The organism is Ruminococcus sp. OA3 (genome assembly GCF_022440845.1).
In the GTDB taxonomy this organism is placed as follows: Bacteria; Bacillota; Clostridia; order Lachnospirales; family Lachnospiraceae; genus Ruminococcus_G.
In genome coordinates this window covers 2,797,399-2,811,168 of sequence record NZ_JAKNTO010000001.1, presented here as the reverse complement: position 1 = coordinate 2,811,168, position 13,770 = coordinate 2,797,399, and the positions used below count along the sequence as shown (strand labels likewise).

The window sequence follows — 13,770 nt, the reverse complement described above, 5'->3', positions numbered from 1 at the left end:
TCCTATTCTTCCTCCTCCATATTTTGAAGCATCATAAACATCTGAGCGGTCTGAAAAGCATTAAGCATACCCTCAATGGAATCGTGCAGAGATCCGCTGGTATACTGCTGTATATCGCGCAGCATTTCTTCCGGGGAAACCGTAGTCTCTTCTGATGACATAATCGACATATCCATATGAGGCTGATTAAACATTGACATTGTTTTTCTCAATTCCATAAATTTTGTCAAAAGAGAGAGCGTTTTTCTGCCATTCGGAGATACGTAGGGAATGGCGGCTTTCATCATCTGAAGACTGTCATCGTTGACCATCTGGTCGAGTGTTGTCATTTGCGGGGTGCTTTTTTCTTTCATGGCACAACCTTTTATTTTTTTAAATTTTATGATTTTATTATCTACTATATGACAGGTTCAGGAATTTTGACATATGATATTAGAAAATGATAAGGAGGTACAGGATTTATCATGGATGAAAGAAAACAAAAACTGATCGTTGACGGGAACGCCCTTTATGAGATAGATATGGAATGTGTGGAACATAAAAAAGACAGGATGCGCGACATGAAGAACGGCGGATACAGAAAAAAACGAAGAGAAACAGAAAGAAAGACGCCGGGGAGATAATCCCCGGCGTCTTTCCGTATCATTATTATCCGCAGATGGAGCCACATCCGCCGCAGCAGAAGAGCAGAAGGATAATCAGCAGACAGCTGTTGTCACCGCCGAATCCGCCGCAGCCACCGCCGCAGCCACAGCTGTCGCCATTACCACAGCAGCAGAGAAGCAGGATGATCCAGATAATGGAATTACATCCGCCGCCTCCGAAACAAGAATTACCGGAATCGCATCCAGAATCACATCCACATCCACAGTTTGTAGCAGCTAAATCACTCATTTATAGTTCCTCCAAAATTTGTTTACACTCCATCATATGTAAATCGGTTCCAGGTTGCTACAAAAAAAGTTCAGGTTTCGAAAAAAGATGTAAAAGAACGGTAAACATTCAGTTTCCCGTAACCCCATTCGCGGTTTGGATATACGATTCCGGGCTCCCGAACGGTACCCCGGATCAGAAAATCTCTGATTTCTGCAGAATTGAACAGCAGAAAAGGACTGCGTTTGAGCCCCCATTCCATGACAAGCGCGGCACTGCCGGCTGTCAGGCCTGCTGCGAGGCAGGAACCGGTGCGTGTTGTCAGATTGCCGCGCGCGTTCATTCCTGTCAGATTGACTCCCGGTGCGCAGAAATCGGGTTTCTGAACATCCAACGTGGTGTTTCCACGCCCTGAATTCAGAAAAAGACCATTGGTATACGCATCATACGTACCGGTTGCAATGATGTTGGAGGCATCGGACGGTGCTGTGAGTGTGGTATAAGCGTCTGGTTTGAGAAACACGATATCGGGATCTGTGAATCCGTAAATCGGAAGCCACATGTGAAAAGAGCCGAAGAGAACCCGCGGGCCGTAGACTCTGACACGCCAGATACCAGGGGATGGCTGGCGAAAACGCATAAAGATAAGCTGACTGCCTGTAACGGCCTGTATAGTTTCATAGTGCACTTCGATCGTAGTGGGGTCCAAAATAAAACCCGCATTTACCGTATTATTCAGTCCAAATGGAATCCGTGAGACGACCTCACCGGTGGGAGAGACAAAGCCTACAGAGAACGCGTCAGGTGAACGCACCCATGTTTCGAGGAAAAATCCGGGAGATCCTTCAGGAACCAGAATCTCTATGGTCTCATAGGACACATTTTCAGGAAGTTCACCGTAGTAATGGTGTGCACGCCCCGCCTCATTTCCACATGCAACCACAACGGCATTTGTAATCAGTATACTGGATCCGGACAGAACAACGGACAGCGGCATCCCTCCGGCATGATCGCCCTGGTTGGTACCGAGTCCTATACATACCACAAGCGGAACCTGTAATTCAAGGGCCAGGTTCCGCAGATAGGAATAAGCCATGATAATATCTGATTCCTGGTAAACGGGTTCGGACCCTGAGTAATAAAAGAATTCTTTCAGGTAATCTTTGGCCTCCTTCAGTTTTACCATCGCAATGGTGGAACTGGGGGCAGCACCGATAAAATTTTCCTCCGGAATTGCAGAACCCGCCGTGACACTCGCCAGAAATGTACCGTGTCCGTTTGTGTCAGTTGAAGGCACAACCTCAAGAGGGGTATCAGACTGAAGCGCCTGGTTGATTTCCGCGCGGCGGTATTCGGTGCCATACGGGAAATGAGGAGGTACAGTGCCCCCCTGTATGGTCTGATCCCAGATGGCTTCGATTCTCGTATTCCCGGCAGCATCACGGAATACCCGGTTGGTATAATCGATTCCGGTATCTATAAATCCGATCAGTACACCAGATCCGGAAAGGTTCAGATTGGTGAGGTTCTGCACCTGTGTGATCCCTGATACCTCCAGGCTGGTGGTGTCCTGCAGCATAAACAGATTCGGAATGGTATTGTATCTCGTATACTCTAAAAGTGCCGTGTTCCTCGGTGCCGGAACATTGAGAAGAGAATACGCAGTATCCATTTCGAGAAGCCTGATCTCCGGCAGAATATCGGACAATGTCGAAAAATCAAATACGGAAGGGATAATGTAGTCATAATAATCGTTGGATATAATTGCTTCCTGCAAAGAATTTGGCATATGTGAAGTCCTGTTTTTTTACTATCCTATGCAGGAACTTATACAGTCAATCAGAAAGTTTTTTCCTGCCCTGCGAAACGGGGCAGGATGTGCCTCAGTTGAATACGTTAATATTAAATAAGCAAGAAGGTTTATGTATGCTGAAAGTTAATAAGTATGCGGGGAAAGGCATCGGTGTGGCTGTGTTGGACACCGGAATCTTTCCCCATATTGATTTCGATAACAGAATTTTGTATTTTCAGGATTTCGTACAGAAAAAGTCGGAACCCTATGATGATAATGGTCATGGCACGCATGTGTCCGGCATTATAGCCGGAAGCGGAAGAGCCTGTGGCGGAAAATGGCACGGCGTAGCACCGGGGTGTCATCTGGTAGGATTAAAAGTGCTCGACAAAGCGGGGAATGGGATGCAGCAGAACACGCTGCGTGCGCTCGACTGGATCAGGAGATATCATGACAGATTCCACATCCGTATTGTCAATATTTCAGTCGGATCGATCACACAGAATCAGCGGCAGCATGATGAGCTGATACGCTCAGTGGAAGTGCTCTGGGATCTGGGTCTGGTAGTTGTGGCGGCGGCAGGTAACGGTGGTCCACGCCCCGGAAGTATCACGGCACCGGGGAGCAGCAAGAAAGTGATCACTGTCGGTTCCAGCGATATGCTCGATGCGCATCATCTGCTTTCCGGGATAGGACCCACAGCGGAATGTGTCTGCAAACCGGATATCGTCTGCAGGGGCCACGAGATACTGTCCTGCGCTGCTGCACCATCCGGTACAGAATACGTAAGAAAAAGCGGTACCTCCATGTCCACCCCGTATATTTCAGGGGCGATAGCACTCGCACTTGAAAAAGACCCGCTGCTCACAAACGTGGAAATAAAAATGATGCTGCGGGACTGTGCTAAGGATCTTGGCTTTTCTCACAACCAGCAGGGATGGGGAGAATTTGATTTTGAGAAATTTATGAACTATTGACAATTATCCGACATTTGCATACAATAGAGAGCGTGTAAAGAATTGTACAATCAGGCATGGATACAGGAGGATACTATGGAAAAAATCAAGATGACGACCCCGCTGGTAGAGATGGACGGAGATGAGATGACACGGATTCTCTGGCAGATGATCAAGGATGAGCTGCTGCTGCCGTTTATTGATCTGAAAACAGAATATTATGATCTGGGTCTGAAACATAGAAATGATACAGATGACCAGGTGACTGTGGACTCTGCAAATGCAACGAAGAAATACGGTGTTGCTGTAAAGTGTGCTACGATCACACCGAACGCCGCAAGAATGACGGAGTATGACTTAAAAGAAATGTATAAAAGCCCGAACGGAACCATCCGTGCGATGCTGGACGGTACCGTATTCCGCGCACCGATCGTTGTCAGGGGGATCGAGCCCTGCGTTAAAAACTGGAAAAAACCGATCACGCTTGCAAGGCATGCGTATGGGGATGTCTACAAGAACACGGAAATGATTGTTCCGGGACCGGGTAAGGTAGAACTGGTATATACGGCTGAGGACGGAACCGAGACAAGAGAGCTCGTTCACAATTTTACAGGACCGGGTATCGCTCAGGGAATGCATAATTTAGATAACTCAATTGAAAGTTTTGCAAAGAGCTGTTTCAACTATGCGCTGGATACAAAGCAGGATCTCTGGTTTGCGACGAAGGACACGATTTCCAAAAAATATGACCATACCTTCAAAGATATCTTCCAGGAAATCTATGACCGTGAATATAAAGAGAAATTTGAAGCGGCAGGGATTGAATATTTCTACACACTGATCGACGATGCCGTTGCCCGCGTGATGAAAGCAGAAGGCGGATTTATCTGGGCCTGCAAGAATTATGATGGTGATGTTATGAGTGATATGGTATCGTCAGCATTCGGTTCGCTTGCAATGATGACCTCTGTCCTTGTTTCTCCTCACGGATATTTTGAATATGAGGCGGCACATGGAACTGTTCAGCGTCACTATTACAAACACTTAAACGGAGAAGAAACCTCAACAAACTCCGTGGCAACGATATTTGCATGGACCGGTGCTCTCAGAAAGAGAGGAGAGATGGATGGCATTTCAGAGCTGTGTGATTTTGCAGACCGGCTGGAAAAGGCCACGCTCACAACGATTGAAAGCGGAAAGATGACAAAAGATCTTGCCCTGATCACATCTATTCAGAATCCGACTGTACTTAACAGCAAAGATTTTATCCTGGAGATCCGCAAAGAGCTGGAAAAATAAATAACAACGGCAGGAGGCGTCTGATTGTATTATCAGACGCCTCTTTTTAATGATTTATTCTGCAAGTATTTCCCATTGCCCATACAGTTCCTCCAGCTTCATCTGAATATCCGCCTGTTCTGACGACAATTCAATGCATTTCGCAGGATCTGTTGCCACTTCCGGAAGAATGAGTATTTCATCAATGTCACTGCTGCGCGCTTCCAGAGCAGAAATATCAGATTCCAATTTCTTCAGATCATTTTCACGTTTTCGCCTGCGGGCCTGTTCTTCTTTCTGCTGCTGCCAGGAAATCTTTGTCTTAGACGGTTCCTCCGGTATTTCTTCTGCGGGTTTTCCGGTTGTACAGCGAAGTGTGAGTTCGTCCTTTTTTTCAACATAATAATCATAATTCCCAATATAATTGACGAACGTCTCGTTTACGAGATCCAGTATACGTGTCGCAGTCTGATTGATAAAATAGCGGTCATGTGACACATACAACACGGTTCCGGTGTACTGGTTCAGCGCCTGTTCCAGAATTTCTTTTGAGGTGATGTCCAGGTGGTTCGTAGGCTCATCCAATATCAGAAAATTAGCATTGGAAAGCATCAGTTTTGCAAGAGACACACGTCCGCGCTCTCCGCCGCTTAAGGTCCTGATCTGCTGAAAGACATCATCTCCGGTAAATAAAAACGCAGCGAGTACGTTACGGATCCGCGTCCCGGTCAGGTCGGGAAATGCATCGGATATTTCCTGGAAGATAGTTTTTTCCATGTCAAGTACATGGTGTTCCTGATCGTAGTATCCGATATGAACGTTGCTCCCCAGCGTAAAGCACCCGGCGTCCGGCTCGATCAGCTGATTCAATATTTTCAGGATCGTAGTTTTTCCTGTTCCGTTTGCACCGATGATTGCTACGCGTTCACCGCGTTTGACTTCAAAAGAAAGGTCATGAAACAGGCGCAGCCCAGGATAGGATTTGGAGAGAGATTCTACGGACAGTACGTCATTTCCGCTTTGAATGCATGGCTCCAGGATCAGACGCATCTCATCATTGACCTCCTGAGGTTTTTCCAGGACTTCGATTTTTTCCAGCATTTTTTCGCGGCTCTCTGCACGTTTGATGGACTTTTCACGGTTGAAAGATTTCAGTTTGGCGATAACCTCCTCCTGATGCCGGATTTCCTGCTGCTGGTTTAGATATGCCTTGATCTTTGCCGCGCGCACCTGTGTGCGTTTTTTTGCGTAATCGGAATAATTGCCTGTATATGTTGTCAGGACTGACTGCTCCAGTTCGAAGACTTTCGTTACGATGCGGTCGATAAAATAACGGTCGTGAGATACGATCAGGACAGCTCCGGGATAGCGCTGTAAAAATGATTCCAGCCAGGCAATGGAGTCAATGTCAAGATGGTTAGTCGGCTCATCGAGCAGGAGCACATCCGGTTTCTGCAGCAGCAGTTTTCCGAGTGCGACACGTGTTTTCTGACCTCCGGATAAGGTACTGATGGTTTTGGAAAAATCATCTTCCTCAAAACCGAGTCCTTTCAGTACGCCGGTAACTTCACTTCTGCATGCGTAGCCGTTTTCAAGCTCGAATTTTTCACAGATGCGGTGATAACTCTCCATCAGCCGCTCAAGTTCTGCGCCTGCAAGGTTCTTCATGGTTTCTTCCATCTGCCGCATCGTTTCTTCCATCTGAAGAACGGGACGTTTGATTTCCAGCACTTCATCGTAGAGGGAGGCGTTGCTGTTCATATCCTGATGCTGTGCCAGATACCCCAGCGTCCTGTTTTTTGCCAGGATTACCTCGCCGCTGTCCCCTGGCATTTCACCTGCAATGATTTTCAGCATTGTGGATTTTCCGGTGCCGTTCGCACCGACAAGAGCAGTTTTCTCGTGGTCCTCGATGTGAAAGGAAGCGTCATGTAATATAATATTGGTTCCAAAAGATTTTTCTATATTGTGGCATGATAATATCATTGGTAATTGTATCTCCTTATCATCTATAATCTGCTGACTGTCTCCATTATATGAAAAGTATGAAAAAAATACAAGAAAAACAGCGTTCTGTTTGACAAACTTATAACAAAAAGATATAATAAAACGAGGTATAAGACAGGAGGATCTGGTTTTGGACGGAAAGGGAATTTCCAAAGCAGTCATCACGAGGTTACCAAGATATTACCGTTATCTGGGCGAACTGCTCGAGAATGGTGTGGAACGCATCTCGTCCAACGATTTGAGCAAACAGATGAAGGTAACAGCTTCACAGATTCGTCAGGATCTGAACAACTTCGGCGGCTTTGGTCAGCAGGGTTATGGTTATAATGTGAGGTTTCTCTATAATGAGATTGGCAGAATTCTGGGGCTCGACCATGTACATTCCATGATTATCATCGGCGCCGGTCATTTGGGTCAGGCTCTTGCCAATTATGTTAAATTTGAGAAGCGGGGTTTTAAGATCATCGGTATTTTTGATACCAATCCAAATCTGAAAGGAAGTATGGTACGTGGGATCGGCATACAGATGCTGGATGAACTTCCGCAGTTTCTGGAGGAATACAGAGTTGAGATCGCAACACTTACGATTCCGAAAGACAGCGCAAAGGAAGTCGCAGAGCTTCTGGTTGCAAATGGAATCAAGGCGATCTGGAATTTTGCACATATCGATTTAAATCTGGTTCTTCCTTCAGATATTATCGTAGAAAATGTACATCTGTCAGAAAGCCTGATGCGGCTTTCCTATAACCTGACACATGCAGAAAATGAACAGAAAAAAATGTAGAGGATGTTGTACCTGCGGATGCGAGAAGGCGGATCGGGTACAACATTGTTTTGCTTTCGGGGAGGTTGTTTTATGAGACGTGTTGTTACCACACGGCAGATGAAGGAAGCGGATGAATATACGATCAGGAAAATGGGCATACCGTCGCTGGTCCTTATGGAGCGGGCGGCACTTGCCTGTGTCGAGGTATTGGAACGGGAATTTCCCCTGGAACAGGTTTTGATACTTTGCGGAACCGGAAATAACGGCGGTGACGGGATCGCCATCGGACGCATCCTGCATCTGGCGGGGTATGATGTATCCATATGCCTGACAGGAAGTGACGCGCATCGCAGCGAAGAAAATAAAACTCAGAAAGAAATTGCAGAAAATTATGGTACAACCTTTGTAAACAACCCGGACCCGGCTGAATATACTACTATAGTAGATTCCGTTTTTGGAATCGGTTTGTCACGTAAGCTTTCTCCTCAGTACTGTACGCTGTTTCAAAAAGTCAACGCATCATGTGCAAAAGTACTGGCTGTCGATATCCCGTCCGGTATACATGGAAATACGGCAGAAATTTTGGGGGCGGCTATCCGGGCGGATGTGACAGTGACTTTTGCATTTGCAAAACCGGGACTTTTGATGTATCCGGGTGCGGATTTTGCCGGCAGGCTGAAGGTCTGTGATATCGGAATCTACGAGGTGGAAAACACTGTTTATCAGCCGGATATTCACCAGATAGATAAAAAAGACCGCTCATGGATGAAACGCCGAAATCCCGGGGGGAACAAAGGCACCTTTGGTAAAATACTGCTGATCGCGGGATCGGTGAACATGTGCGGAGCATCTTATCTAAGCGGTATGGCTGGCTTTTTAACGGGAGCCGGTATGGTAAAAATTCATACGGTCAGAGAAAATCGTGTAATTTTGCAGCAGCAGTTTCCCGAAGCCATGTTGTCTGTCTATGATGACGGGGACCCGAATCTGTCAGGCCTTGATGATGCGATCAGCTGGGCGGATGTGATTGGAATCGGTCCAGGGCTTGGAACCTCACGGACGGCGGAAAAACTTTTGGACCATGTACTTGCAGCCTGCCGGGTTCCTCTTGTTATCGATGCGGACGGGCTTAATCTGCTTTCAAGAGATACGGACAGGCTGAAGGGGTTGAAATGCCCCTGTATTGTAACTCCTCATCTCGGAGAAATGAGCAGGCTGACAAAAATGGGTATTTCTCAGATTCAGAAAGACCGTCTGAAGACGGCATCTGAGTTTGCACGAAACTATCATACGGTGTGTGTACAGAAAGATGCCAGGACCGTTATCGCTGATCCTGACGGGATGATATTCATCAATACATCGGGAAACAGTGGAATGGCCACAGCCGGAAGCGGGGATGTGCTGACGGGAATGATCCTCGGCCTTCTGGGGTCAGGCATGCCGGCGAGAGAGGCCGCAGCACTCGGGGTCTGGCTGCACGGCTGTGCAGGGGAAGCAGCATCCCGGAAAGCAGGGGAAGCTTCTGTTATGGCCGGAAATCTGTTGGAAGAGATACCGGACTGTATAAAAAATGATGGTAACAATACGGAAGAAGGGAAAGTATGAAATCAGACAGCAGAATCGCTGCCAGGATCAGCCTGGATGCGATAGAAGAGAACTTCAGACAGATGAGGGCAAATATCAAAGAGGATACCAGGATGGTGGCTGTCATCAAAGCGGACGGTTACGGTCACGGCGCTGTGAGGATCGCCAGGCTTGTAGAACATTATGACTATCTCTGGGGATTTGCAGTTGCGACAACGGAGGAAGCCGTCCAGCTGCGTGAGCACGGGATAAAAAAACCCGTGTTGATCCTGGGATTTGTGTTTGAGGAAGATTATGAGACGGTCGTGCGATATGAGCTGAGACCGGCTGTCTTTACGCTTTCCATGGCAAAGGAACTTTCTGACGCCGGAAAAGAAGCAAATAAAATGGTTCATGTACACATTGCACTGGATACAGGCATGAGCCGTATCGGCTTTTCTGACACAGAAGAGAGTGTCCGGCAGATACATTGTATCTCCGAACTCCCCTGGATTTCTATTGAAGGGATGTTTACACATTTTGCCAGGGCTGATGAAACTTTGCTGGAACCTGCCCGCCTGCAGCTCAAGCGCTATCAGGAATTTCTGTCTATGCTCAGAAAAGCAGACATTGATATTGGCCTTAGACACTGCAGCAACAGTGCAGGCATCATGCAGTTTCCGGAGGCTAATCTGGATCTGGTCAGGGCAGGCATCAGCATTTACGGACTTTATCCGTCGGATGAGGTCTGCAGGGAACCGGTACATCTGACGCCCGCCATGAGCCTGGTCAGCCATATTTCTTATCTCAAGACACTGGATGCGGGTGTGGCAGTCAGTTACGGTGGTACATATATTACAGAAAAGAAAACGAAAGTCGCGACAATACCGGTTGGATATGCGGACGGTTATGCCAGAACGCTGTCCAACAAGGGGTATGTACTGATCCGCGGAAAACGTGCACCGATCATCGGCCGCGTCTGTATGGATCAGTTCATGGTCGACGTCACACAGATAGAGGGCGTGCAGGAACTTGATAAAGTAACGCTGATCGGACAAGATGGTCCGGAACAGATCACAATGGAACTTCTGGGGGAGCTCTCCGGACGGTTTAATTATGAATTTGCATGCTGTATCAACAAACGGGTACCGCGCGTCTATGTGAAAGATGGAAAAATTGAATAACACCAGAGAAATATGGAAATACTATGGCTAGAACATAGGAATCGGAGTGTGAATGGTGTGGTTATTAAACGCGGTGATATCTTTTATGCGGACTTAAGACCGGTAGTAGGAAGTGAGCAGGGCGGTATACGTCCTGTGCTGATCATACAGAATGATATAGGAAACAAGCACAGCCCGACAGTGATCTGTGCTGCGATCACATCCAAGATGAACAAGGCAAAACTGCCTACGCACATTGAAATTGATGCGTCATCGTATGCGATTGTTAAAGATTCCGTTATTTTGCTGGAACAGCTTCGTACAATCGATAAACAACGGTTAAAAGATAAAGTGTGTCATCTGGATGCAGATCTGCTGAGACAAGTCAATAAGGCGCTTTGTATTAGTCTTGAACTTTCTACATAAAGGGAGTCCATATTGACGGATTGGATGGATGATGGTATATTTTTAATGACAAAAGATGAGTGAATATAAAGGAGTAATACATGGACGATGGCAGTAGCCCTTTACCTGGGGGTCTGATTTTTCTTATTTTTACGATCGTAAGTGTTGTGATGAACACCTTTCGCGCGGCACTTTTGAATATCAGTGAAAGTAACGCTGAAAAAGAGGCGGAGACCGGAAATGAAAAGTACGCTTATATGCTGCGGCTTGTAGAAGAGCCCTTTTTGCTGAACAGTACGGCACAGGTCGTTACAATGCTGTTCGGCATGGCTGCCGGGCTTTTTGTTGTCCGGAGGTTTTCCGGCTATTTTCACGGAATTGTTATGCCATACATAACCAGTACTCCGGGCTGGGTGATATCCGGAATTCTCATCGTACTGATACTGCTGGTTTTTTCCATTTCTGTGGGATATCTTGCACCACAGAAAATAGGATCTTATCATGCGGAAAGCTGTGCAGTGAAACTTGTCGGTGCAGTTCGTCTGATCATTATGCTCATGACACCGGTTACATTCTTTTTGAATAAGGCTGCAAACGGACTTGTGCGCCTGTTCGGCATCGATCCTTACCATTACCAGGATGATGTCACAGAAGATGAGATCATCGATCTTGTAGATGAAGCACATGAACAGGGGGTTATCCTCGAAAGCGAAGCCGAGATGATTCAAAATATCATGGCCTTCGGCGATAAAACAGCACGCGATATCATGACACACAGGAAAAATGTCAATGCCATCGAAGCATCAACAACGCTCGGTGAAGCGATGGCATTTATGCTGGAAAACAGCAATACGCGTTATCCGGTATATCATGAAACGATTGATAATATCATCGGCATCATTCACATGAAAGATGCTGCCATTCAGATGATCGAGCACAATCAGCAGGATGCCCCTGTCTGTGAGATTAAAAATCTTGTCAGATACGTGGGATTCATTCCGGAGACACGGAATATTGACTCAATTTTCAAAGCCATGCAGGCAAAAAAAGTACATATGACGATCGTCATCGATGAGTATGGACAGACCTCCGGTATCGTGACGATGGAAGATATCCTGGAGGAGATCGTCGGAAATATCCTGGACGAGTACGATGACAGTGATGATTTTATTCAGCCGCAGTTTGATGACAGTATGCTGATGGACGGGCTTACTCCGCTGGAACAGGTAGGAGAAGTTCTGGGGCTGGATTTTGACGATCAGGAGTTTGAAACGCTGAACGGATATCTGACCTCGCTGCTCGGTCATATCCCGACGGAAGAGGACAAGGAGGTGGAAGCGTTTGGTTACTGCTTTCAGATTCTGGTGGTAGAAGACAATATCATACAAAAATTACGGGTAACGAAAGGACATGTCTGCTGACGCAGACATCATGAATTATTTTACAGAAAATTACAGCAGGAAGAGGGAGAGGACACATGTCTGGACATTCAAAATTTGCAAACATAAAACACAAAAAAGAAAAAAATGATGCGAAAAAAGGGAAGATTTTTACCATTATCGGTCGTGAGATCGTGGTAGCTGTCAAGGAAGGCGGACCGGATCCGGCCAACAACAGCAAGCTGCGCGATGTGATCGCAAAGGCAAAGGCTAACAACATGCCGAATGATACCATTGACCGTGGAATTAAAAAAGCAGCGGGAGACGCGAATGCCTCTGACTATGAGTATATTACCTATGAAGGGTATGGGCCGAATGGCATTGCCATCATCGTTGACGCGCTGACAGACAACAAAAACCGGACAGCGGCAAATGTGAGAAGCGCATTTACAAAGGGAAACGGAAATATCGGAACACCCGGATGTGTATCTTTTATGTTTGATAAAAAGGGCCAGATCATTATTTCAAAAGAAGAATGTGAGATGGACGCGGATGATCTGATGATGATTGCACTCGATGCAGGTGCGGAAGACTTTTCAGAGGAAGAGGACAGCTATGAGGTATTGACAGCCCCCGATGATTTTTCAGCGGTACGCGAAGCACTTGAAAGCGGCAACATTCCGATGGCGTCTGCAGAAGTGACAATGATCCCGCAGACCTGGGTTGAGCTTGACGACGAAACCGCAGTCAAAAATCTGCAGAAAACCCTGGATCTGCTGGAGGATGACGATGATGTACAGTACGTATATCACAACTGGGACGAGTAAGGCATAAAATTCTTCCATGCGCACATACTATCTCAAAAAAGGAGTATGTGCACATGGAAAATACAACAAAGACCGGTAATATGGCAGAACTGGAGTCAAGTATACAGCTGCTGACGATTATCGGTGAGATTGAAGGTCATGAAGCGCTTCCTGAGCGCTCTAAGACGACGAAATATGAACATATCCTTCCTCGCCTTGCGATGGTGGAGGATAACGATCGTATCGAGGGAATGCTGGTCCTCCTGAATACTGTAGGAGGAGATGTGGAAGCCGGCCTTGCCATCGCAGAGATGATTGCGTCTCTTGGCAAACCGACCGTTTCCCTTGTACTGGGGGGAGGCCATTCGATCGGTGTGCCGCTTGCCGTTTCTTCGGATTACTCTTTTATCGTACCGAGTGCAACCATGGTGATTCATCCGGTGCGTTCCAACGGCATGTTCATCGGTGTTGCACAGTCCTACCGCAATATTGAGAAGACGCAGGACAGGATCACGGAATTTGTATCCGGGCACTCCAATATTTCACAGCAGCGTCTGGAAGAGCTGATGCTGGACACGGGAATGCTGGTTAAAGATGTTGGAACAATGCTTGACGGAAAAGAAGCCGTCCGTGAAGGACTGATCGATGAGGTCGGAGGGATCAGCAAGGCTCTCGCAAAACTCCGGGAACTGATTGAACAGGAAAAACAGAACGCATAACAGCTGATTTCATAAAGTGCCTGGTTCTAGGGCACTTTTTTCCATGTCCGCTGTATAAATCGC

Annotated in this window: 14 protein-coding genes; 10 read left to right on the top strand and 4 right to left on the bottom strand. The window is 46.8% G+C overall.

What is annotated here, in order from left to right:
• Positions 1-2: 2 nt before the first annotated feature.
• Positions 3-353, bottom strand: a complete 351-nt coding sequence (locus MCG98_RS12590; RefSeq protein WP_240302299.1) for a hypothetical protein — start codon at positions 351-353, stop codon at positions 3-5.
• 111 nt (positions 354-464) lie between these two features.
• Between MCG98_RS12590 and MCG98_RS12585 the strand changes: the two genes are divergently transcribed.
• Positions 465-623 (top strand): hypothetical protein, encoded by a 159-nt coding sequence (locus MCG98_RS12585; RefSeq protein ID WP_240302298.1) that lies wholly within the window; start codon positions 465-467, stop codon positions 621-623.
• 25 nt (positions 624-648) lie between these two features.
• Here the strand turns inward: MCG98_RS12585 and MCG98_RS12580 are convergent, their stop codons facing one another.
• Together MCG98_RS12580 and MCG98_RS12575 are read right to left on the bottom strand one after the other, a co-directional pair.
• The gene (locus MCG98_RS12580) at positions 649-894 is read right to left on the bottom strand and encodes a chorion class high-cysteine HCB protein 13 (protein ID WP_240302297.1); all 246 of its coding nucleotides are present in this window, start codon (positions 892-894) and stop codon (positions 649-651) included.
• A gap of 70 nt (positions 895-964) precedes the next feature.
• The gene (locus MCG98_RS12575) at positions 965-2,662 is read right to left on the bottom strand and encodes a S8 family peptidase (protein ID WP_240302296.1); all 1,698 of its coding nucleotides are present in this window, start codon (positions 2,660-2,662) and stop codon (positions 965-967) included.
• Between the two features lie 137 nt (positions 2,663-2,799).
• Between MCG98_RS12575 and MCG98_RS12570 the strand changes: the two genes are divergently transcribed.
• Positions 2,800-3,642: a S8 family peptidase gene (locus MCG98_RS12570; protein WP_240302295.1), complete on the top strand. Its 843-nt coding sequence runs from the start codon at positions 2,800-2,802 to the stop codon at positions 3,640-3,642.
• A 75-nt stretch (positions 3,643-3,717) separates the two neighbouring features.
• Positions 3,718-4,920: an NADP-dependent isocitrate dehydrogenase gene (locus MCG98_RS12565; protein ID WP_240302294.1), complete on the top strand. Its 1,203-nt coding sequence runs from the start codon at positions 3,718-3,720 to the stop codon at positions 4,918-4,920.
• Between the two features lie 54 nt (positions 4,921-4,974).
• Here MCG98_RS12565 and abc-f read toward each other — a convergent pair whose 3' ends face one another.
• Complete coding sequence (gene abc-f / locus MCG98_RS12560) at positions 4,975-6,885, bottom strand: ribosomal protection-like ABC-F family protein (protein ID WP_240302293.1); 1,911 nt, start codon at positions 6,883-6,885, stop codon at positions 4,975-4,977.
• Positions 6,886-7,036: 151 nt separating this feature from the next.
• On the opposite strand from abc-f, the gene MCG98_RS12555 reads away from it, so the two are divergent.
• From MCG98_RS12555 to MCG98_RS12525, 7 genes are all read left to right on the top strand, one after another.
• Positions 7,037-7,690, top strand: a complete 654-nt coding sequence (locus MCG98_RS12555) for a redox-sensing transcriptional repressor Rex (RefSeq protein ID WP_240302292.1) — start codon at positions 7,037-7,039, stop codon at positions 7,688-7,690.
• A 72-nt stretch (positions 7,691-7,762) separates the two neighbouring features.
• Complete coding sequence (locus MCG98_RS12550) at positions 7,763-9,277, top strand: NAD(P)H-hydrate dehydratase (RefSeq protein ID WP_240302291.1); 1,515 nt, start codon at positions 7,763-7,765, stop codon at positions 9,275-9,277.
• Complete coding sequence (gene alr, locus MCG98_RS12545; protein WP_240302290.1) at positions 9,274-10,419, top strand: alanine racemase; 1,146 nt, start codon at positions 9,274-9,276, stop codon at positions 10,417-10,419. Before MCG98_RS12550 ends, alr begins: the two co-directional genes overlap by 4 nt.
• Positions 10,420-10,476: 57 nt before the next feature.
• Positions 10,477-10,824 (top strand): type II toxin-antitoxin system PemK/MazF family toxin, encoded by a 348-nt coding sequence (locus tag MCG98_RS12540; RefSeq protein WP_240302289.1) that lies wholly within the window; start codon positions 10,477-10,479, stop codon positions 10,822-10,824.
• Positions 10,825-10,904: 80 nt separating this feature from the next.
• Entirely contained in the window at positions 10,905-12,224 is a 1,320-nt protein-coding gene (locus MCG98_RS12535; RefSeq protein ID WP_240302288.1) for a hemolysin family protein, read from the top strand.
• 56 nt (positions 12,225-12,280) lie between these two features.
• Positions 12,281-13,009, top strand: coding sequence for a YebC/PmpR family DNA-binding transcriptional regulator (locus MCG98_RS12530; RefSeq protein ID WP_240302287.1), 729 nt, complete (start codon positions 12,281-12,283; stop codon positions 13,007-13,009).
• Between the two features lie 53 nt (positions 13,010-13,062).
• Entirely contained in the window at positions 13,063-13,707 is a 645-nt protein-coding gene (locus MCG98_RS12525; protein WP_044983052.1) for an ATP-dependent Clp protease proteolytic subunit, read from the top strand.
• Positions 13,708-13,770: the final 63 nt, after the last annotated feature.

What these genes read in the sequence shown, in the direction of transcription:
- MCG98_RS12590 (WP_240302299.1), bottom strand. Translation starts at nt 353, where the DNA reads ATGAAAGAAAAAAGCACCCCGCAAATGACAACACTCGACCAGATGGTC.
- MCG98_RS12585 (WP_240302298.1), top strand. Translation starts at nt 465, where the DNA reads ATGGATGAAAGAAAACAAAAACTGATCGTTGACGGGAACGCCCTTTAT.
- MCG98_RS12580 (WP_240302297.1), bottom strand. Translation starts at nt 894, where the DNA reads ATGAGTGATTTAGCTGCTACAAACTGTGGATGTGGATGTGATTCTGGA.
- MCG98_RS12575 (WP_240302296.1), bottom strand. Translation starts at nt 2,662, where the DNA reads ATGCCAAATTCTTTGCAGGAAGCAATTATATCCAACGATTATTATGAC.
- MCG98_RS12570 (WP_240302295.1), top strand. Translation starts at nt 2,800, where the DNA reads ATGCTGAAAGTTAATAAGTATGCGGGGAAAGGCATCGGTGTGGCTGTG.
- MCG98_RS12565 (WP_240302294.1), top strand. Translation starts at nt 3,718, where the DNA reads ATGGAAAAAATCAAGATGACGACCCCGCTGGTAGAGATGGACGGAGAT.
- abc-f (WP_240302293.1), bottom strand. Translation starts at nt 6,885, where the DNA reads ATGATATTATCATGCCACAATATAGAAAAATCTTTTGGAACCAATATT.
- MCG98_RS12550 (WP_240302291.1), top strand. Translation starts at nt 7,763, where the DNA reads ATGAGACGTGTTGTTACCACACGGCAGATGAAGGAAGCGGATGAATAT.
- alr (WP_240302290.1), top strand. Translation starts at nt 9,274, where the DNA reads ATGAAATCAGACAGCAGAATCGCTGCCAGGATCAGCCTGGATGCGATA.
- MCG98_RS12535 (WP_240302288.1), top strand. Translation starts at nt 10,905, where the DNA reads ATGGACGATGGCAGTAGCCCTTTACCTGGGGGTCTGATTTTTCTTATT.
- MCG98_RS12530 (WP_240302287.1), top strand. Translation starts at nt 12,281, where the DNA reads ATGTCTGGACATTCAAAATTTGCAAACATAAAACACAAAAAAGAAAAA.
- MCG98_RS12525 (WP_044983052.1), top strand. Translation starts at nt 13,063, where the DNA reads ATGGAAAATACAACAAAGACCGGTAATATGGCAGAACTGGAGTCAAGT.